This is a genomic window from Streptomyces sp. NPDC050738, from assembly GCF_040654175.1.
In the GTDB taxonomy this organism is placed as follows: domain Bacteria; phylum Actinomycetota; class Actinomycetes; order Streptomycetales; family Streptomycetaceae; genus Streptomyces.
This window is the reverse complement of sequence record NZ_JBFAHN010000003.1, coordinates 534,000-551,969: the sequence shown is the minus strand read 5'-3', so window position 1 is coordinate 551,969 and position 17,970 is coordinate 534,000. Positions and strand designations below refer to the sequence as shown.

Below are 17,970 nucleotides of genomic sequence, written 5' to 3'. Positions count from 1 at the left end.
GGGCGCCGGCGATGAGTTCCGCGCCCCGGCCCGGTCTGCACCCATGTGAAGGCCACCGAACCGCTCGTCCTCGTCATCACCCGCCCGGTCACCCGGGCGGATGTGCCCTGTCTGTGCGAGGAGTTGCGGGTCCTTCTGTACGGCACGGGGGCGCCCGAGGTGATCTGCGACGTCGGCACCCTCATCGCCCCTGACCTGGCCGCGATCGAGGCGGTGGCCCGTCTGCGGCTCACCGCGCGAAGGCTCGGCAGCACGCTGCGGCTGCGTGACGTACAGCCCGGGCTGAAGGCGCTTCTGGACCTGGCGGGAATCGGGGACAACGCGTAGCGGAACCTGCCACATTGGGGGCGTGTCCTACCCGTTCTCCCTCCGCACCACCGATGTCGATGTGGCCCTCTCGACGATCCGTGAGGGCTTCTACGCGAGCTTCCTCGATGTCCTCGGCCCGACCACGTCCTTCGAAGCCCGCTACGACATCGCGGACCTCGGCGCGCTGACGGTGGGGGAGCTGACCAGCGGCACCGATCTGCGGGTGCGCAGCGGCGAGCTGGGCTCCTTCCATGTGAACATCGCGCTCACCGGACACTTCGCCTGGCGCCAGGGCCGGCGCACCGAAGAGGTCGCGGACCCCGCACGGGCCGCGGTCTATCAGCCGGTCGGCGATTGCGGCGTGGAGTTCTGGAGCGGCGACTGCCGCATGCTGGCGGTGAAGATCGAGTCCGCAGCGCTCCAGCGCCGACTGGAGGCGATGCTCGGCCACCCCCTGCGGCAGCCTCTCCAGCTCGCGTCAGGACTCGACATCTCCCAGGGGCCGGGCAGCAGTTGGGTGCGGCTGGTGCGGCGGATGTTCCACGAGGCCGGCGAGGGGGACGGCCTGCTCCAGCACCCCCTGATGGCGGCACAGGTCGAGGAGACGCTGCTCACCGGCCTCCTGCTGGCCGTGGATCACCCGTATCACGAGGAACTGACCGCACCCGCGACAGGCGTCCGCCCGGCCCCCGTCAAGCGCGCCATGGACGCCATGGAGGAGCGCCCCGAACACCCCTTCACCACCACCGAGCTGGCGGCCATCGCCCAGGTCAGCGTGCGCTGGCTGCAGGAAGCGTTCCGCCGTTACGCGGGTACGACGCCACTGGGTCACCTGCGGGACGTCCGGCTGGCCCGTGTCCACGAGGAGTTGCGCCGGGCGGATCCGGCCGGGCTGACGGTGGGGGAGGTGGCCTGGCGCTGGGGCTTCACCCACCTGGGGCGGTTCGCCGCGCGGTACCGGGCACGGTACGGCGAGAGCCCGTCACGAACGCTGCGCTATCCGGACTGCGCCCGCGCAGAACGGATCGCCGGACCGCCCCGCCGACCCTAAAGTGCACCTGAGGTGGCGGAAGTTGTTGTCCACCCGGTCGGTGAGTGGCGTCGGTGATACTCACCGTGGCATCGGCTTCCTCACCGCCCGCGTACGCGAACCGCCCGGCGCACCCCCTCGGGTCACCGGCCGGCCCGCACCCGCGTGTGCTCCACACTTCCCGACGGCCCGGACCCCGCCTGAGGGAGGACCCCCGCGGGGGTCAGCCGGCCAGCTTCGTCGGGAGCCCGAACAGCGGGAACCACCGCTCGGCATCGAGGTCGAGGAAGCAGTGGTACCCGGCGATGCGCCCTTCCGAGATCTCCAGGATCTGCACGGCCCACGCCGTGAACCCGCCCTCCGGATCCGGCTTGTAGTGCGCGAACGCCGGCGTGCCGTTGGCCGAGACCGGTACGAGGCGCGACCCCGCGCACTCGGCTCCCAGCGTCGTCATGAAGCCCGTGATGTCCGAAGTCCCCCGCAGCCACAGGTCGAACGGCGGCATCGTCATGATGGCGTCCTCGGCGAGCAGCTCCGTCAGAGCCTTCATGTCGTACCCCTCGAAGGCGGCGACATACCGGTCCAGGAGCTTCTGCTGCTCCTCGTCCAGCGGGTCCGACGTCGCGGAGTCGGCGGGCGGTGCCTCGGCGAGCGTCGCCCGCGCCCGCTGCAGCGCGCTGTTCACCGACGCGACGGAGGTGTCGAGGAGCTCGGCGACCTCGCTCGCCTTCCAGGCGAGGACCTCGCGCAGGATGAGCACCGCCCGCTGCTTGGCGGGCAGTTGCTGCAGGGCGGCGACGAACGCGAGGCGCACCGACTCCTTCGCCACGGCGGCTTCCGCGGGGTCGTGCAGGGTCGGCAGGACGCGCGCGTCCGGCATCGGCTCCAGCCATACGTTGTCCGGGCGCAGGCTCAGCGCGGCCTGCGCGAGAGGCGCTGCGGAGGTCAGGTCCATGGGCCTGGCGCGCTTGTTGCCCGCGTTCAGCAGATCCAGGCAGACGTTCGTGGCGATGCGGTACAGCCAGGAGCGCAGCGAGGAGCGCCCCTCGAACTTGTCGAAGTTACGCCAGGCACGCACCATCGTGTCCTGGACCGCGTCCTCCGCTTCGAAGGCCGAGCCGAGCATGCGATAGCAGTAGCCCGTCAACTCCCGGCGGTGGCCTTCGAGTCGTGCGTCGATGTCGGTCGGTGCTGCAAGATCGCTCATGGGAGCGCCCCCCTGCCTGGAACCCAGCGCATCAAAGCGAATCGGTCATCGCTCAATGACTGGGAACCTACCGGAGGGCACTGACAATCGACCCCGACCTTGTCCGCTCACGTCCCGGGCTTGCGCCCGTACACGTAGACTTCGTCGCCCTTCTTCAGCAGCGACCAGTACTTCTTCGCCGTCGTGGACGTCATGTTCACGCAGCCGTGCGAGCCCGGCGGGTTCCACATGGAGAGGTTCACCGAGTGGAATGCCTCGCCGCCGTCGAAGAACTGGCTGTAGGGCATGGCCACGTTGTAGATCGTCGACACGTGGTTGATGTGCCGGTAATAGATCTTGTGCAGGCCGGTGCGGGTCGCGTACCCCTTGCGGCCCGTGCGGACCGGGACGGGCCCGTACACGAGCTTCTTGCCGTCCTGGATCCAGCTCAGCTGACGCGTCAGGTCGACGCAGGCGATACGGCCCTTGTTGGTGGGGCACTTGCCGGCCTTGTTGGGCGTCTTGCCCGCGGCCTTCTGCTGGTTCATCACGTTCATCACGCCCCAGGTCACGGGGCCCGCGTACCCGATCGTCGGGGTGATGCCGTGCTTGGCCTGGAAGGCGCGGGTCGCCTTGCAGTCGGCGGCGGACTGCTTTCCGTCCACCGGGCGGCCGAGGAACTTCTCGACCTGCTTCTGGTAGGGGCCCGTGCTGGTCGAGCACGAGGCTGCCTGGGCGGGGGTCGCGCCGCCCAGCACGACCGTCAGCGGGATCACCAGTGCGGTGATCCCGGCCGCGACCGCGCTTTTTCGTATCTCTCTATGCTTCACATGGAGATAGACAGACGGATCGGTCAGTCAGTTGCACGTGCGGGGCGGAAGTTTCCGGCGGGCGCGGGGTGCCGGGCGGTCCGTGCCGCGTACGACCCGTACAGCGTGATCGATGCGACGCCCACCACCGCCAGCAGCCCCAGTGCCACCGTGCCGCCCCAGCCCCCCGCGTGGAAGGCGATCGCGCCGAGCGTGCCGCCCGCGCTGGAGCCCAGGTAGTACGCGCTCTGGTAGAGGGCGGATGCCTGCGCCCGGCCCGTCTTCGCCGTACGGCTCACGGACGACGAGGCGACCGCGTGGCCCGCGAAGAAGCCCGCCGTGATGAGGACAAGTCCCAGCAGGACGGCGGCCATCGCGTCCGAGAGCGAGAGCAGCAGGCCTGCGGCCGTCGTCGAGACCGCGAGGTAGAGCGCGCCGCGGCGGCCCGTGCGGGCGACCAGCTTGCCGGCGGCCGCCGAGGAGACCGTGCCGACCAGATAGACCAGGAAGATCGAACCGACCAGGCCCTGCGGCAGGTTGAAGGGTTCGGCGACCAGGCGGTAGCCGATGACCGTGTAGACCGCGCCGAAGACCGTCATGAAGAGCGCGCCGATCGCGTACAGGCGGCGCAGCAGCGGGTCGGCGAGGTGCATGGCGACGGTGCGGCCCAGGGCGCGTGGGTTCAGCGAACCGGGCGTGAAGTTACGGGCCTTGGGGAGCAGGAGGCGGAAGGCGACCGCGCACACGACGGCCAGCAGCCCGATGACGCCCAGCGCCGCGCGCCAGCCCCACGCCTGGGCGACCCAGCCGGAGACGATGCGCCCGCTCATGCCGCCGATGGAGTTGCCCGCGACGAACAGCCCGATCGCGGCGACCAGCGCCTTGGGCCGCACCTCCTCCGCGAGGTACGCCATCGCCGAGGCGGGAAGTCCGGCGAGCGCCGCGCCCTGGACCGCGCGCAGGGCGATCAGCCAGCCCAGGTCCGGCGCGAAGGGGACGATCATGCCGATGCCCACGGCGACGGAGAGCGAGGCGGTCATCATGGTCCGCCGCCCGAAGCGCTCGGAGAGCGCGCTGAGCGGAAGCACACACAGGGCCAGTGCGCCGGTCGCCGCCGAGACCGTCCAGCTGGCCTGGCTCGCCGTGACGCCGAAACCGGCGGTGATGGAGGGCAGCAGCGCCTGCGTGGAGTACAGCAGCGCGAAGGTGGCGATCCCCGCGGCGAAGAGCGCGAGGCTCATCCGGCGGTAGCCGGGGCGGCCCGGGGAGAGCTGGAGCGTCTGGAGCGGAACGGACGGCGCGGCGGAGGCACTCACTGCGGTGAGCGCCCCGGTACTGACAGGAGGCATGCGACGAAACTAAGCCCGTCCCTTTCATGCGTCCAATGCATGGAAGGCTCATAATCGTTCCCATGGCGCATCAGCACAGCTCACAGCCCCGCCTGTCACCGAGCAGTTACGAAGAAGACATCACGCACCTCCTCGCGCCCCGCCTCGCGTACTTCGAGGCGGTCGCCCGCCACGAGCATGTGACCCGGGCCGCACAGGAGCTCTCCGTCCCCCAGTCGACGCTCTCGCGCGCCATGGTCCGCCTCGAAGCGGACCTGGGTGTCGCCCTCTTCGCCCGCAAGGGCCGCACGGTCTCGCTCACGCCCGCGGGCCGCACCTTCCTCACCACGGTGGAGCGCGCGCTGGCCGAGGTGGAGCGGGCAGCGGACTCCGTACGGGCCGATGCGGACCCCACCTCCGGCAAGGTCGCCTTCGGCTTCCTGCACACGCTGGGCTCCGAGACGGTCCCGTCCCTGATCCGCGCCTTCCGCGCCGACCACCCCCGCGTCCGCTTCAGCCTCGTCCAGAACTACGGCGAGGCGATGCTGGAACGCCTGCGTTCCGGCACCCTCGACCTCTGCCTGACCTCACCCGTCCCCGACGCCCCCGACCTCGTGGCCCGCCGCCTCGACGAGCAGCGCCTGCGCCTGGTGGTCCCCGACGACCACCGCCTCGCGTCCCGCAAGCGGATCCGCCTGGCGGAGGCTGCGGACGAAACCTTCGTCACCCTGGAGCCCGGCTACGGACTGCGCCGCATCACCGACGACCTCTGTACGGAGGCGGGCTTCAAGCCCCGTATCGCCTTCGAGGGAGAGGAGGCGGAGACCCTGCGCGGCCTGGTGGCGGCAGGCCTGGGCGTGGCACTGCTCCCCCCACCGGCCGTGCCACGCCCAGGAGTTGTGGAGCTCGCGATCACCGGTCAGCGCGCGGTGCGCGAGATCGGCGTGGCCTGGCTGGACGGCCACCCGGACACGCCGCCGGTGGCGGCGTTCAAGGCGTTTCTGCTGTCACGGCGTGGTCATCTGCTGCCCGACTGACGCTGTCGGCCAGCTGCTTTTCCGCCCTCTTCGCCGAGCCGTGGGCGAACCGGTCGGCGGCGTACCGGCCGCGCTTCTCCAGGGGCAGCACCCCGGTGGCCGCGGCGAGCCCGAAGGGCGGCATGTCGGCGTAGATGGTCTCGTAGGACCCCTCGGGAGCGATGTACGACTCGTGCCAGAGCCCCACGTGCTGGTGCATCCTGCCCTTGAGCTGCCTGCGGTTGAGGACCGCCATCGCCCGGCGGTGGAACATGTCGGGCGCGGAGGCGTAGGCGTAGAGCTTCTCCTTGGACTCCCAGTACTGGACCACGTAGTACGTACGCGGAGACGCGGTCAGCAGTACGTGCCCGAGCAGCCCCCGGCTCTTGTCCCGTCCCAGCTCGCGCAGCATGCGCAGCATGCCGACGAAGACAGGGATCCAGCGGTGCGCCGCCCAGAAGTGGTTGATCCGCATCCCGATGAGCAGGACCACCACGTCCCCCTCTGCGGCGGCGGTGGTGTTGCCCGGAATCGGCTTCGCGAACATGCTGCTCCCCCAGGAGATCGCCCATTGGATAACGTAGCTATCCATCCTCGACTCTTGGATAATGACGCTGTCCGAGGAAGGGCGCAAGGGATGCGGCTGGCAGAGTTGAGCGAGCGGAGCGGAGTCTCCATCGCGACGATCAAGTACTACCTGCGGCAAGGGGTGTTGGCGCCAGGCCGCCGGGTCGCCGCGACCACTGCGGAGTACGACGAGAGCCACATCCGCCGCCTGCGCCTGGTTCGCGCCCTCATCGAGGTCGGGCGCCTGCCGGTGGCCACTGCCAAGGAGGTCATCGGGTACATCGACGACGACTCCCTGGACCAGACGATGCGCCTGGGCGCGGCGCTCTGGTCCCTGCCGTACGGTCCCGAACCCGACGAGAGCGACCCGTCGGTGATCGCGGCAGGCCAGGTGGTGGACCACCTGCTCGAAACCCTGGGCTGGACGACGGCCCGCGAGATCGGCGCCCTCGCCCCGGCCCACCGCGCACTCGTCGTCGCGCTGGCCACCCTCAACCGCCTCGGCTACCCCTGGGGACCCGAACTGCTTCTCCCATACGCCGAGTTGATGTACCAGGCCGCCATCCTCGACCTGGACATCATGGACATGTATCCCACAGCTGCCGAGAAGGTGGAGACGGCGGTCGCGGGAACGGTCCTCGTCGAGCCGATGCTGCAGGCCCTGCACCGCCTGGCCCAGGAGGAGGAGGCGGCACGCAGGTACGGCCTGTCGTAGGCGGACCGCCCACAGCGATGCGCGGTCACGACCCACGCGGCGCGACTATCGTTACTGGTATGAGCGAAGCTGTGTACGAGCATCTGCGGCGATACGCCCACCTGCTGGATGTGCCTGCGGGGCTCAGTCCCGTGGAGATCTCGGACGGGCAGATCGTCATGATGATGTCGCCCTCGAAGCGGCACGAGCTCGCGGCGCGGCGCCTGCGCCGAGAGCTGGAGCCGCAGGTTCCGCTCACTGATCCGGGGTTCATTGCCGAGAACGGGCCCGAGGTCGAGGACCCCGCGCAGGGGATTCTGCGCCGACCCGATCTCGTGGTGGTACGTGAGGAAGCGCTTGACGCGGAGGGGGCCGGCGTCGACCCGGCGGAGGTCCTTCTCGCGGCGGAGGTGGTCTCCCCGTCGAATCCGGACAACGACTACGTGTCCAAGATGCGCGACTATCCGGCGATGCGGATCGAGCACTACCTGATCATCGATCCGCGCACCGGACTCGTGCACCACCACGCCGAGCCCACGGGCACGGGCGATGCGGCCCGGTACGCGTACAGCCGGGAGTACGCCTTCGGCGCGAAGATCCAGGTCGGTGACTGGCGGATCGACACGAGCGCGTTCCCGCGCTACACGGCCAAGGACATCGAAGGCTGATCCCCGCCTACCTCCGCAGCGACCGTCCGAACCCCGCCGCCAATGGCATCCGCAGTCCCAGGGGCGGCGGGGCCGCCAGGGCGTCGGCGACCGGGCGGGCGTAGGCGCGGGAGAACAGGGCGCCCGTCACGAAGTCCGCCGCGAGTGCGTGGACCTCCTCGTGGTGCTGGCGCAGGGCGTGGCCGTCGGAGTGGACCTCGAAGCGGCAGGTGTCGCGGTTGATCTTCTTGATGCGTTCCGCCAGGCGGAAGGAGAGCTCGGGGTCCGTGCGGGCGTCGTTCGTGCCGTGCACGATCAGCACCTGCCGGCCCACCAGCTGCTTCACCGGCTCGGGCGTCGCCGCCACGTCGTCCTCCGGCAGCCAAGGGGCGAGTGCGAGCACGGAGTTGACCGCCGGGTGGGCCGCCGCGTGCAGCGCCGCCCTGGCCCCCATGCCGTGGCCGGCCAGGCAGACGGGGATGTCGCCGTATCTCCGCATGACCTCCTCGACCGCCCACCGCGCGTCGCGGGCGAGATGTGCGTCGGTGCCGTTCCAGCCCCGGTAGCGGTAGCGGACGATGTGTGCGGCCAGGCCCTCCTCGGCGCCCGCGCGGGCCAGCCGGCGGGCGAGCGGACGCACCGTGGCGTACGCGAGGAGGGAGGGGCCGCGCTTCGAGTGGGGTTCGCCGTCGGGGAGCAGCAGGGTGACCCCGCTGACCGCCAGATCCGTGCCAACTGCCCGTCCCAGCCTGGCTTCCGGCGACCGAAGTGCTTGCTGTGGCATAACAGAACAGTCTCAGAAGCAGAGGTGTACTCCACCCGTCCGCACGGTCTCTGTTACGTATCGACCGGCAGATCTCCTGCGCGGTCTACGCGCGTAGGTCTAGAGTGCGGAGATGAGACACGAAACCAGTGCGGATCAGATCCGGCGCGCGCCCAAGGTGCTGCTGCACGACCACCTCGACGGCGGACTGCGGCCCGGCACCATCATCGACCTCGCCCGCGAGGCCGGTTACGAAGGTCTGCCGGAGACCGAGGCCGACAAGCTCGGGGTCTGGTTCCAGGAGGCCGCCGACTCCGGATCGCTGGAGCGCTATCTGGAGACCTTCGCGCACACCTGCGCCGTCATGCAGACCCGCGACGCGCTCTTCCGGGTCGCCGCCGAGTGCGCCGAGGACCTCGCCGAGGACGGCGTCGTGTACGCGGAGATCCGGTACGCCCCCGAGCAGCACCTGGAGTCCGGGCTCACCCTGGAGCAGGTCGTCGAGGCCGTCAACGAAGGCTTCAGGGAGGGCGAGCGGCGCGCCCGCGCAGGCGGCCACCGCATCCGCGTGGGAGCCCTGCTCACCGCCATGCGGCACGCCGCCCGCGCGCTGGAGATCGCCGAACTCGCCAACCGCTACCGCGACCTGGGCGTCGTCGGATTCGACATCGCGGGCGCCGAGGCAGGCTTCCCGCCCACCCGCCACCTCGACGCCTTCGAGTATCTGAAGCGCGAGAACAACCACTTCACCATCCACGCCGGAGAGGCCTTCGGCCTGCCCTCCATCTGGCAGGCGCTGCAGTGGTGCGGCGCCGACCGGCTCGGGCACGGCGTGCGCATCATCGACGACATCCAGGTCGCCGACGACGGCACGGTCAAGCTCGGGCGCCTCGCGTCGTACGTACGGGACAAGCGCATCCCCCTGGAGCTCTGCCCCACGTCCAACCTCCAGACCGGGGCGGCCGACTCGTACGCCGAACACCCCATCGGCCTGCTGCGCAAGCTGCACTTCCGCGCCACCGTCAACACCGACAACCGCCTCATGAGCGGCACCAGCATGAGCCGTGAATTCGAGCACCTGGTCGAGGCTTTCGGCTACACGCTCGACGACATGCAGTGGTTCACAGTCAATGCGATGAAATCAGCTTTCATTCCTTTCGATGAACGACTGGCCATGATCAATGACGTGATCAAGCCCGGATACGCCGAACTGAAAGCCGAATGGCTGTTCCGGCAGACCGCTGTGACCAGCTAGTTCCGTGTGGAGGGAAGCGGGCACGACTGCGGCCGGGCGAAGTTACGAACATCAAAACCCGGCCGCGCAGGGGGGTTTGCGGGGCGGCGTAAGGCCTGACTACCTTGCGGAGCCGCTCAATTTCCCCTTCCCCAAGGACGTTTTCCTGATGAAGCAGTCTGCAGCAAAGACTCTCGGTGTTGCCGTTCTCGGTGCCGCCTTCGCCGCAGCCGCCGCCGGCACCGCCTCCGCCTCGGTCGTCCCGACTCTCCCGGACGCGACCTCCGCCCTGGACACCGTGACCAAGACGCTCCCCGTCGAGGACGCCGCAGCCAAGCTCCCGGCCGGCGCACCCGAGGCGCTGGGTGCCGGGCAGAACGCCCTCACCAGCGGCCTCGCCACCGCCCCCTCGACCGCCGACCAGACGCTGCCGCGCACCCTGCCGGCCGACGGCACGGGCGACCCGGTCTCCGGACTCCTCGGCGGCCTGCCCACCGGGTCGCTCCCGACGGGCGCGCTGCCCACCGGTGGCCTCCCGACCGGTGCGGTCCCCGGTCTCGGCTAGTCACGCCGTACCCACGCGAAAGGGCGCCCCCGGTTCTCCGGAGGGCGCCCTTTCGTGTTCGTGCGAGCAGCGGCTGTTACCAGGCCGCGGACGACGTCTTGTCCTCCGCGGGCAGCAGGATCCACAGCGCCAGATAGAGCAGGAACTGCGGGCCGGGCAGCAGACACGAGACCACGAAGATCACCCGCATCGTCGTTGCGGAGGTGCCGAAGCGCCGTGCCAGCGCTGCGCACACTCCGCCGAGGACGCGGCCGTCGCGGGGGCGGGCAAGTGCGGACATGTGGGGCTCCTTCGCGAGCTGTGGCGGGAGCCGCTCGACCGCGGCCCCTGATGGATCCAGAGTGCCTCGGACGAGGGGTGCAAAGCGTCGGACTACGGGGCGATCCCGACCCTGGGAATCGTCGGGGTAGCCCCCTGAGAAGGCTCCTCCCGCAGGAGGGCCGCCACGGCCTTCTTCTCCTGCCTGCGACGCAGACCGGCCCGCGCCGCGGGTACGACGGCGAGGTGCACCAGCGCCACCCCGACCGTGTTCAGCAGCAGCGAGTCGATGTCGACGACCTGCCCGGGCACCCCGGTCTGCAGCAGCTCGATGGCCAGCGAGACCAGTGCTCCGGCGGCGACCGTACGGGCGAAGGAGAGCCAGGGGGAGACGTACAGGCGTCCCCCCGCCAGCGGCAGCAGCACACCCAGCGGCGCCAGCAGCGCGAGCCCCTCGCCGATCCGGCGCACGGCCTCGGCCGCCCCCATGTCGAGGTCGGCGCGGATCCCGGCGAACGGGGTGAAGTTCGATGCGGTCACCCACATCACGTTCAGCGGGCGCAACGTCAGCCAGACCACAAACAGCAGATACGCGGCGAGGAGAAGGGATCCCCCGACGCGGAAGCGGATGGCGGCACCACCGCCCATACCTTGACGCACGCCCCCCAAGACGCCCGGACCGCCACGATCGGTTCCGTCGCACGGGGACCCGCTGTCAGGACGTCGCCACCGGTGAGGGTTCCTGCGCGGTGGACATGGCCTCCGGCCGCTCCTTCACCTCCGGTGTGCAGACGTACGACCGCACCGGGTCGCCCGCCGCGGGACCCCCGAGCAGCACCGCCATGTCCTGCGATTCCACCAGCGCGCTCTCCGCGTACGTACAGATCACCTGGGCCAGCGCGGCGGCCGGCAGGCTCTCGGGCGCGCGGCTGAGCCGCAGCGCGGTCCTCGGGTCGCGCTTGTCCGGCCCCTGCACGGTCAGCGCCCCGTGCACGTCCGTGCTGAACCCGGCCTGCTTCTCGGCGGCCGTCGGCGGCACCCGGAGCTCGTCGAGCAGCAGCTGCGCCACCCGGACCCGGTCCGTGGAACCCGCGCCCTGCGGGAGGCGGACCGTACGGTCGGCGGAGACCAGCTGGGAGCTGCAGACCAGGTAGATCCGTACGGGAATGCCCTCCTGGGCCTGGGTGGTGATGTTCTCGGCGGGCAGATCGCACGGCACCCGCGAGGGCGCCTGACCTGCGTCGACGGGCACCGAGGTGTCGCGGATGCCACAGCCGGTGACGGCGGCGCAGAGGGCGGCGATCCCCGCGAGCGCGGTGGCGGCCTTCTGGAACCGGAGCGTCATGCGCCCCCCTCTTCGTCGTTCACGGAGGAGTCGCGCGGCAGCCGGAAGGTGAACACCGCACCGCCCTCCGCCGAGTTGGCCGCCGTGATGGTCCCGCCGTGGATACGGGCGTTCTCCGTGGCGATGGAGAGCCCGAGCCCGCTGCCCTCCGAACGCGGCCGCGACGCACTCGCCTTGTAGAACCGGTCGAAGACGTGCGGCAGCACCTCCTCGGGGATCCCGGGCCCGTGGTCCCGCACCGCGATGACGAGCTCCTCGCCCTCCAGGCGGACCGTGACCCGTACCGGCGAACCGCCGTGCTTGAGCGCGTTGCCGATCAGATTCGCCAGGATCACATCGAGCCGGCGCGGATCGAGCCGCACCATGATCCCGCGCTCGGCGTCGAGCTCGACGGCGTCCAGCCAGGCGCGGGCATCGATGCACGCCGTGATCTGGTCGGCGATGTCGACGTCGTCGAGGACGAGGCGCGCCGTGCCCGCGTCGAAGCGGGTGACCTCCATGAGGTTCTCGACCAGGGTGTTGAGCCGCCGGGTCTCGCTCACCACGAGCGCGACGGCGGGCGCGATCATCGGATCGAGGGTGTCGACCTCCTCCTCCAGCACCTCGCTCACGGCGGTGATGGCGGTCAGCGGCGTACGCAGCTCGTGCGACATGTCGGCGACGAACCGGCGGCTCGCCTCCTCCCGCGCACTCATGTCGTCGACCTTCTTCTCCAGCGACGCCGCCGTCTTGTTGAACGTCCGCGACAGATCGGCGAGTTCATCGGTCCCCGAGACCCGCAGCCGCGTATCGAGCTTGCCTTCGCCCAGGCGCCGCGCCGCGTCGCCCAGCCGCTGCACCGGCTTCAGTACGGTCGTCGCCGCGGCCTGCGCGAGCAGCGCGGACCCGATGAGCGCGAGCGCGGTGGCGATGGCGAGCGACCAGGCAAGGGAGTTGAGGTCCTGGCGCTCCTTGTCGAGGGAGGTCAGCATGTAGCCGGCCGGCCCGCCCCCGATGATGCGCGTCCCGGACACCAGGTACGGCTGCTTGCGCAGCGTGATGCGCTGCCAGAACAGGTGGTAGGTGTACGGGTTGCCCGCGGTGACCTTCTGCTGCTTGTTCACCGCGTCCTGCAGCGACTGGGGGACGTCGTCGAGCGAGAACATGGCGAGAGCCGAGGAGCCCTTCACCTGCTTGCCCCCGCTCTCGCCGACCAGCAGCACGCTGTAGTGCGGATTGCCGCTGGCGGACATCTGCACGGCGGCGGTCTCCAGCTCGCTCTGCGTCGGCTGCAGCGGGAGGGACGCGGCCCGGGTCTGCATCTCCTGGCGGAAGTCGTTGAGCGCGGAGTCCTGGGTGCGGGTCAGCACGGCCTCGCGGTTGAGCCAGTACGCGATGCCGGACGCCGAGACGGCGGCGGTCAGCGCGACGAGCGCGAAGACGACCACGAGCCGGAGCCTGAGGCTGGTCCACCGCAGGCCGTGGAGGAACTTCCTTCTCACTGAGGCGTGTCCAGCCGGTAGCCGACGCCGCGCACGGTACGGATCAGGGTCGGCGAGGACGGCACGTCCTCCACCTTGGCGCGCAGCCGCTGCACACAGGCATCGACCAGCCGCGAATCCCCGAGGTAGTCGTGCTCCCACACCAGGCGCAGCAACTGCTGGCGCGACAGCGCCTGTCCGGGCCGCCGGCTCAGCTCCAGGAGCAGCCGCAGCTCGGTCGGGGTGAGCATCAGATCCTCGCCGTTCTTCGTCACGGTCATCGCGGACCGGTCGATGACGAGAGAGCCGAAGGCGGCGGAATCCGTCGACTCCCGCTCCCCGCGGCGCAGTACGGCACGGATGCGGGCGTCGAGTACCCGCCCCTGGACGGGCTTGACGACGTAATCGTCGGCACCGGACTCGAGACCGACCACCACATCGATGTCATCGCTGCGCGCGGTGAGCAGGATGATCGGCAGCTGGTCGGTGCGCCGGATGCGCCGGCACACCTCGAATCCGTCGATGCCGGGCAGCATCACGTCCAGAACCACCAGGTCGGGCCGTTGTTCGCGCAGCAGTTTGAGACCGTCCTCGCCAGTGGCCGCCGTGGCGACACGGTGCCCCTGGCGTGACAGCGACAGCTCAAGGGCTGTGCGGATGGCGTCGTCGTCCTCGATCAGCAACAGGAAGGGCACGTTGGTCATTCTGGCCCATGGGACAGGGGGAGTTCGACAGTTGGAGCGCTCCCATCGTGAGGGGGTGTTGTACGGGGTTGCCGGCCCGGCCGCTGTGACAGCTCTGTGACAGTCGGCGGACACGGCCATGAAGGACCGCGGGCAAGCTTTTCACCACAGACCGAACCGCTAGGAACCACCGACGGGGGGCGCGAGATGAACGCACTGCACAGCATCAACTCCGGCGCAGTAATCACGCGTCTCCACGACGTGACCGTGCCGGTTCAGAAGTCCGGTGCCGCAGGAGTGCGGGGGTGCTCCTCTCGCGGCACCGGGCGTCAGCACACGCCGTCGTACATGACGGTGGTCGACGGGGGAGCCGGGGGCACCGGGGGAGCGGCGGCGTACGGGGAGAGCTCGGGGGAGCAGCAGCAGTCCTTGTCGGAGGCGGAATTCACCGCCTACGTACAGGAACGCCGCGCCTCCCTGTACGCGACCGCCTACCACCTGACCGGCGACCGTTTCGAGGCCGAGGACCTGCTCCAGAGCGCACTGTTCTCCACGTACCGCGCCTGGGACCGGATCAGCGACAAGGCCGCGGTCGGGGGCTACCTCCGCCGCACCATGACGAACCTGCACATCAGCGCCTGGCGCCGCCGCAAGCTCAACGAGTACCCGACCGAGGAACTCCCGGAGACGGCGAACGACACGGACGCGATGCGCGGCACGGAGCTGCGGGCAGTCCTGTGGCAGGCACTGGCCCGCCTCCCCGAACTGCAGCGGACGATGCTCGTCCTGCGCTACTACGAAGGCCGTACGGATCCGGAGATCGCGGAGATCCTGGACATCAGTGTCGGCACGGTGAAGTCGAGCATCTGGCGGTCGCTCCGCCGGATGCGTGAGGACGAGGTCCTCAGCTTCGGCCGTGACGAGGAGGAGTCCTTCGGCGAGCTGGTCGCCTGAGGGATCGGGGGGACGCCGCATCGGGGGATACGGCGGCAGTACGGGGGTCACGGGGGAGAGCAGGGTCGGACAGGCCGGGGGGTCTTGTCCGGCCCTGTTTTTTGCCCCCTTTGCGGCTAAGCCGCCGCCGCTCTCGCGGAGGTGGCCGGCGTCGGTGGGGGTTGCTCAATGGCCGCTTGCGGTGCGTTCGGATGCGACACCGGCAAGAGCAAAATCAGGCCCCTGCGGCGGTCTGGCCGCGAAGGGGCGCTCCGGTCCGGCGGCACCGCCCGGCCGCGGCGGAGGCGAGTCGGCCCAGCGCCTCGTCCTTGTCGCAGGCGTACGCGCCGAGCGCCACATGCCGCGCGACGATCCCCCGCTCGGACCGCATCAGCCGCCACCCCCTGCGCAGCAGGAAGGGCACCGACTTCCGCCCCTCCCTCAGGTCGCGCACCAGTCGCCGCCGGAACGTGGTGAAGGCCCCCCGGCTCAGACACAGCGCATCGGCGAGCACGCCCAGTTCCTCGCACCGCGCCACGATGTCCGCCGCGAAGATTCCCTCCGCGATGAAGAGGGGAGTCCGGCCGATGTCGAGCGCCTCGACGCCGGTCCGTGAGCTGGTGGCGATGTCGTACACGGGGACCGTCGTACGTCCCGTACGGCACAGCTCCACGATCGCGGCGAGCGCCACCTCCGCGTCCCACGACTCCGCGTGGTCCCAGTCGATGTCGTTCGAGCCCTCGACCAGCGGCAGCGTCGGGTCGCCGGCCTCCTTGTAGAAGTCGTCGAGCCGCAGCACCGGCAGCCCGGACTCGGCCGCGAGGAGCGACTTCCCGGAGCCGGACGGGCCGGCGAGGAGGACCACGCGGGTGGGTATGGCAGATGTACTCACGGGAAACCATTGTGCTGCATTGGGCTGTCGGCCCCTGCTCAACTACGCTGCGCGCACGACTGGTTACTCAAGCAGAAGGTGATCATGGCCCGACACGCAGCACCCAAGCAGCTCAGGCATCGCACCGCACTCCGCGCCGGACTGACCCTCACGGCGGCCGGCGCGGCGCTCGCCGCAGGGGCGGCCGCGGCCCAGGCGGCCCCACTCGCCGCCTCCCAGACGGTCGGCCTGGCCACCCCGCTGGGCGACGCGACGACGACACCGGCCCAGGCCCTGGTCGGTTCGCTCCAGCACGCCACCGCCCCGGCGAGTCATATGAAGATCGACCCCCTGGCCAACACGGGCGTGGACCCCCTCGACAACGCCGTGGGCACCCAGATCGCCGACTTCAAGCCGGTCTCCTCGGCCGCGGCCACCGGCCCGCTGGCGCGGGGCGCGTCGCTGAGCGATCTGCTGCCGCACTGAGGGAGGCGCTACGGCGAGGAGGGGGCTGCGGCGAGCTACCTCAGAGCGTCGAGGAGCCCGTCGAGGGCCTTCTTCAGGGCGTCGGAGTTGGCAGGCTCGAACCAGGTGGTCCGGATGCGTTCGTTGTTTCCCTTCGGCGTCTCGTGGTCGGCCGCGAGCTGCCGCAGGGTGCGGCTCTCGTCCCCCAGGGAGCGGCCGACGCCCTCGAAGAGGCCGCGGACATAGCGCTCGGCGTCGGCGGGGCCGATGCCCTGGTCCGCGGCCCACGAGGTGAGCGTGGCGAGATACGCGTAATGGGCGGTCAGTGTCCCCGTCAGCGCGGAGAAGACGTCGAAGTCGGCCTCGTCCGCGACGGGGAGTGCTCCGCCCAACTGCCCGAAGAAGGCGTCCACTTCAGGGTGCGAGGGGTACGTGACGGTGACGGAACGGCGTTCGCGTACGGTCGGCAGCGGGATGGCGCGGACCAGCGGGGCGTCGGTGGCCAGGGTCTGCCGCAGGTCGTCGTTGGAGACGCCTGCCATGACATTGATGACGACCTTGCCGCCGTCCACCCGCAGACCCGCCAAGGCGTCGTGACGGTCCGCGCGACGCACGGCGATGATCACCAACTCGGCGCGGTCCACGACCTCCTGATTGCCGGCGCAGACCTGCACGCCTTCGTAGAGGGAGGCCAGCTCGGCGGCGGTGCGGGCTCCCCGGGGAGACAAGAACACGTTCGGCGCGGAACCGCCCGCGCCGCACAGCCCCTCGACGATGGCCCGCCCGATCTCGCCCACGCCGATGATGCCGATCCGCTTCACTGCGTCTGCCCTCATGTCTGCTGATCCTGCCCAGAGTTGAGCGAGACCCGGAGGAAGTCGAGGATTTCCGCGAGTGCGGGCTCGGCCTGCGGCACGATGCCCGGCAGAGCGAGGAACGCGTGCGGAGCCCCGGGGTATTCGCTGAGGCGCGCGGGAGTCCCGGCCGCCTGGAGCCGCTCGGCGTAGTGGCGGCCGTGGTCGGCCAGAGGGTCGTCGGTCGGTACCACTACGAGCGCGGGGGCCAGCCCCTTCAGGTCGTCGGCGTACAGCGGCGAGAGCGCGCGGGGGTCGGTGCCTGCCGGCACCGCGAGCCGCTGGAACAGGCGGAGTTGGGGCAGGCCGAGGGTCGGGGTGTGGGCGTACGCGGTGGCCGAGTCGTAGTCGAGCAGTGTGTCGGTCACATCGACGGCGGGGTTGACCAGCACCTGTGCCGCGAGGTGCAGACCGGCGTCCCTGGCCCGCAGCGCGGTCAGGGCGCTGATCAGCCCGCCGCAGCTTTCGCCGAACACGGCGGTCCGGGCGGGGTCGATGCCCCACCGGCCGGCGTGCCGTACGACGTGCTGGAGGACATCCCAGCCGTCGTCGGCGGCGGCCGACAGCGGACTGTCGTGGGCGAGCAGCCGATGCTCCACCGAGACGACGACGGCTGGCAGTCGGGCGGCGAGGTGACTGGTGCCCCAGTCGCACTGGACGGCCGTCCCGACGAAACCGCCACCGTGTACGTGGATCACGAGGGGCAGGCCGCCCCGGTCCGCGCCCGCCTCCGGCCGGTACACCCGTACCGGGAGCTCACGGCCGGGCAGCGCCACCGTTTCCCACTGGATCGTGGCGCCGGGATCCGGCTCCCCGGTGATCGCCCGCGCGGCGCCCAACGCCCGGAAGCGGTTCTCCGCGTCGCGGTAGGCGACCAGTTCCTCGGCGGTGATCGTCTGCCAGTCGGGCTCCGGCGGTCGTGCGACAGCAGTGCTCTCACTCATGACTTCTCC

The 17,970-nt window shown here is 70.4% G+C and carries 22 protein-coding genes; 9 read left to right on the top strand and 13 right to left on the bottom strand.

The genetic code is table 11. The features are described from left to right. The first annotated feature begins 45 nt into the window (after positions 1 to 45). On the top strand, positions 46 to 327 hold the full coding sequence (locus AB0H78_RS10720; RefSeq protein ID WP_363233913.1) for an STAS domain-containing protein: 282 nt from the start codon (positions 46 to 48) through the stop codon (positions 325 to 327). A gap of 22 nt (positions 328 to 349) precedes the next feature. Further along, entirely contained in the window at positions 350 to 1,360 is a 1,011-nt protein-coding gene (locus AB0H78_RS10715; RefSeq protein WP_363233912.1) for an AraC family transcriptional regulator, read from the top strand. A 202-nt stretch (positions 1,361 to 1,562) separates the two neighbouring features. Here AB0H78_RS10715 and AB0H78_RS10710 read toward each other — a convergent pair whose 3' ends face one another. The 3 genes from AB0H78_RS10710 to AB0H78_RS10700 form a co-directional block, all read right to left on the bottom strand. Beyond that, positions 1,563 to 2,546: a sigma-70 family RNA polymerase sigma factor gene (locus AB0H78_RS10710; RefSeq protein WP_363233911.1), complete on the bottom strand. Its 984-nt coding sequence runs from the start codon at positions 2,544 to 2,546 to the stop codon at positions 1,563 to 1,565. Positions 2,547 to 2,653: 107 nt separating this feature from the next. Beyond that, entirely contained in the window at positions 2,654 to 3,355 is a 702-nt protein-coding gene (locus tag AB0H78_RS10705) for a L,D-transpeptidase (RefSeq protein ID WP_363233910.1), read from the bottom strand. 23 nt (positions 3,356 to 3,378) lie between these two features. Beyond that, entirely contained in the window at positions 3,379 to 4,683 is a 1,305-nt protein-coding gene (locus tag AB0H78_RS10700) for an MFS transporter (RefSeq protein WP_363233909.1), read from the bottom strand. Between the two features lie 62 nt (positions 4,684 to 4,745). Here AB0H78_RS10700 and AB0H78_RS10695 point away from each other — a divergent pair, with 62 nt between their 5' ends. Continuing rightward, complete coding sequence (locus AB0H78_RS10695; RefSeq protein WP_363233908.1) at positions 4,746 to 5,699, top strand: LysR family transcriptional regulator; 954 nt, start codon at positions 4,746 to 4,748, stop codon at positions 5,697 to 5,699. Here AB0H78_RS10695 and AB0H78_RS10690 read toward each other — a convergent pair. Next, a complete protein-coding gene (locus tag AB0H78_RS10690; protein WP_363233906.1) occupies positions 5,653 to 6,225 on the bottom strand; it encodes a DUF4188 domain-containing protein in 573 nt (190 codons plus the stop codon). The genes AB0H78_RS10695 and AB0H78_RS10690 overlap by 47 nt on opposite strands. 90 nt (positions 6,226 to 6,315) lie before the next feature. On the opposite strand from AB0H78_RS10690, the gene AB0H78_RS10685 reads away from it, so the two are divergent. Both AB0H78_RS10685 and AB0H78_RS10680 read left to right on the top strand, forming a co-directional pair. Beyond that, positions 6,316 to 6,960: a MerR family transcriptional regulator gene (locus tag AB0H78_RS10685; RefSeq protein ID WP_363233905.1), complete on the top strand. Its 645-nt coding sequence runs from the start codon at positions 6,316 to 6,318 to the stop codon at positions 6,958 to 6,960. Between the two features lie 59 nt (positions 6,961 to 7,019). Continuing rightward, positions 7,020 to 7,607, top strand: a complete 588-nt coding sequence (locus AB0H78_RS10680) for a Uma2 family endonuclease (protein ID WP_363233904.1) — start codon at positions 7,020 to 7,022, stop codon at positions 7,605 to 7,607. A 7-nt stretch (positions 7,608 to 7,614) separates the two neighbouring features. On the opposite strand, the gene AB0H78_RS10675 is transcribed toward AB0H78_RS10680, so the two are convergent. Next, on the bottom strand, positions 7,615 to 8,370 hold the full coding sequence (locus tag AB0H78_RS10675; protein WP_363233903.1) for an alpha/beta hydrolase: 756 nt from the start codon (positions 8,368 to 8,370) through the stop codon (positions 7,615 to 7,617). Between the two features lie 112 nt (positions 8,371 to 8,482). Between AB0H78_RS10675 and AB0H78_RS10670 the strand changes: the two genes are divergently transcribed. Both AB0H78_RS10670 and AB0H78_RS10665 read left to right on the top strand, forming a co-directional pair. Continuing rightward, entirely contained in the window at positions 8,483 to 9,604 is a 1,122-nt protein-coding gene (locus tag AB0H78_RS10670) for an adenosine deaminase (protein WP_363233902.1), read from the top strand. A gap of 148 nt (positions 9,605 to 9,752) precedes the next feature. Further along, positions 9,753 to 10,148 (top strand): ATP-binding protein, encoded by a 396-nt coding sequence (locus AB0H78_RS10665; RefSeq protein ID WP_363233901.1) that lies wholly within the window; start codon positions 9,753 to 9,755, stop codon positions 10,146 to 10,148. A 76-nt stretch (positions 10,149 to 10,224) separates the two neighbouring features. Here AB0H78_RS10665 and AB0H78_RS10660 read toward each other — a convergent pair whose 3' ends face one another. From AB0H78_RS10660 to afsQ1, 5 genes are all read right to left on the bottom strand, one after another. Further along, positions 10,225 to 10,428 (bottom strand): PspC domain-containing protein, encoded by a 204-nt coding sequence (locus AB0H78_RS10660; protein WP_363233900.1) that lies wholly within the window; start codon positions 10,426 to 10,428, stop codon positions 10,225 to 10,227. 92 nt (positions 10,429 to 10,520) lie between these two features. Next, entirely contained in the window at positions 10,521 to 11,054 is a 534-nt protein-coding gene (locus tag AB0H78_RS10655; RefSeq protein ID WP_363233899.1) for a VanZ family protein, read from the bottom strand. Between the two features lie 67 nt (positions 11,055 to 11,121). Next, positions 11,122 to 11,751 carry a hypothetical protein gene (locus AB0H78_RS10650; protein ID WP_363233898.1) on the bottom strand — a complete coding sequence of 210 codons (630 nt, stop codon included), beginning with the start codon at positions 11,749 to 11,751 and terminating at the stop codon, positions 11,122 to 11,124. Next, positions 11,748 to 13,232, bottom strand: coding sequence for a HAMP domain-containing sensor histidine kinase (locus AB0H78_RS10645; RefSeq protein ID WP_363233897.1), 1,485 nt, complete (start codon positions 13,230 to 13,232; stop codon positions 11,748 to 11,750). Before AB0H78_RS10645 ends, AB0H78_RS10650 begins: the two co-directional genes overlap by 4 nt. Continuing rightward, the gene (afsQ1, locus tag AB0H78_RS10640) at positions 13,229 to 13,906 is read right to left on the bottom strand and encodes a two-component system response regulator AfsQ1 (protein ID WP_363234106.1); all 678 of its coding nucleotides are present in this window, start codon (positions 13,904 to 13,906) and stop codon (positions 13,229 to 13,231) included. Before afsQ1 ends, AB0H78_RS10645 begins: the two co-directional genes overlap by 4 nt. 195 nt (positions 13,907 to 14,101) lie before the next feature. Here afsQ1 and AB0H78_RS10635 point away from each other — a divergent pair, with 195 nt between their 5' ends. Beyond that, positions 14,102 to 14,848, top strand: a complete 747-nt coding sequence (locus AB0H78_RS10635; protein ID WP_363233896.1) for a SigE family RNA polymerase sigma factor — start codon at positions 14,102 to 14,104, stop codon at positions 14,846 to 14,848. 214 nt (positions 14,849 to 15,062) lie between these two features. On the opposite strand, the gene AB0H78_RS10630 is transcribed toward AB0H78_RS10635, so the two are convergent. Beyond that, positions 15,063 to 15,719: a uridine kinase gene (locus AB0H78_RS10630; protein WP_363233895.1), complete on the bottom strand. Its 657-nt coding sequence runs from the start codon at positions 15,717 to 15,719 to the stop codon at positions 15,063 to 15,065. A gap of 84 nt (positions 15,720 to 15,803) precedes the next feature. Here AB0H78_RS10630 and AB0H78_RS10625 point away from each other — a divergent pair, with 84 nt between their 5' ends. Further along, positions 15,804 to 16,184, top strand: coding sequence for a hypothetical protein (locus AB0H78_RS10625; RefSeq protein WP_363233894.1), 381 nt, complete (start codon positions 15,804 to 15,806; stop codon positions 16,182 to 16,184). A gap of 35 nt (positions 16,185 to 16,219) precedes the next feature. On the opposite strand, the gene AB0H78_RS10620 is transcribed toward AB0H78_RS10625, so the two are convergent. Further along, complete coding sequence (locus AB0H78_RS10620) at positions 16,220 to 16,999, bottom strand: NAD(P)-binding domain-containing protein (RefSeq protein WP_363233893.1); 780 nt, start codon at positions 16,997 to 16,999, stop codon at positions 16,220 to 16,222. Further along, entirely contained in the window at positions 16,996 to 17,961 is a 966-nt protein-coding gene (locus tag AB0H78_RS10615; protein WP_363233892.1) for an alpha/beta hydrolase, read from the bottom strand. The genes AB0H78_RS10620 and AB0H78_RS10615 overlap by 4 nt, the downstream gene beginning before the upstream one ends. Between the last annotated feature and the right edge of the window lie 9 nt (positions 17,962 to 17,970).

Coding starts and splice junctions, on each gene's coding strand:
- AB0H78_RS10710 (WP_363233911.1), bottom strand. CDS start 2,546: ATGAGCGATCTTGCAGCACCGACCGACATCGACGCACGACTCGAAGGC.
- AB0H78_RS10700 (WP_363233909.1), bottom strand. CDS start 4,683: ATGCCTCCTGTCAGTACCGGGGCGCTCACCGCAGTGAGTGCCTCCGCC.
- AB0H78_RS10695 (WP_363233908.1), top strand. CDS start 4,746: ATGGCGCATCAGCACAGCTCACAGCCCCGCCTGTCACCGAGCAGTTAC.
- AB0H78_RS10690 (WP_363233906.1), bottom strand. CDS start 6,225: ATGTTCGCGAAGCCGATTCCGGGCAACACCACCGCCGCCGCAGAGGGG.
- AB0H78_RS10685 (WP_363233905.1), top strand. CDS start 6,316: ATGCGGCTGGCAGAGTTGAGCGAGCGGAGCGGAGTCTCCATCGCGACG.
- AB0H78_RS10680 (WP_363233904.1), top strand. CDS start 7,020: ATGAGCGAAGCTGTGTACGAGCATCTGCGGCGATACGCCCACCTGCTG.
- AB0H78_RS10675 (WP_363233903.1), bottom strand. CDS start 8,370: ATGCCACAGCAAGCACTTCGGTCGCCGGAAGCCAGGCTGGGACGGGCA.
- AB0H78_RS10670 (WP_363233902.1), top strand. CDS start 8,483: ATGAGACACGAAACCAGTGCGGATCAGATCCGGCGCGCGCCCAAGGTG.
- AB0H78_RS10665 (WP_363233901.1), top strand. CDS start 9,753: ATGAAGCAGTCTGCAGCAAAGACTCTCGGTGTTGCCGTTCTCGGTGCC.
- AB0H78_RS10660 (WP_363233900.1), bottom strand. CDS start 10,428: ATGTCCGCACTTGCCCGCCCCCGCGACGGCCGCGTCCTCGGCGGAGTG.
- AB0H78_RS10655 (WP_363233899.1), bottom strand. CDS start 11,054: ATGGGCGGTGGTGCCGCCATCCGCTTCCGCGTCGGGGGATCCCTTCTC.
- AB0H78_RS10650 (WP_363233898.1), bottom strand. CDS start 11,751: ATGACGCTCCGGTTCCAGAAGGCCGCCACCGCGCTCGCGGGGATCGCC.
- AB0H78_RS10635 (WP_363233896.1), top strand. CDS start 14,102: ATGAACGCACTGCACAGCATCAACTCCGGCGCAGTAATCACGCGTCTC.
- AB0H78_RS10625 (WP_363233894.1), top strand. CDS start 15,804: ATGGCCCGACACGCAGCACCCAAGCAGCTCAGGCATCGCACCGCACTC.
- AB0H78_RS10620 (WP_363233893.1), bottom strand. CDS start 16,999: ATGAGGGCAGACGCAGTGAAGCGGATCGGCATCATCGGCGTGGGCGAG.
- AB0H78_RS10615 (WP_363233892.1), bottom strand. CDS start 17,961: ATGAGTGAGAGCACTGCTGTCGCACGACCGCCGGAGCCCGACTGGCAG.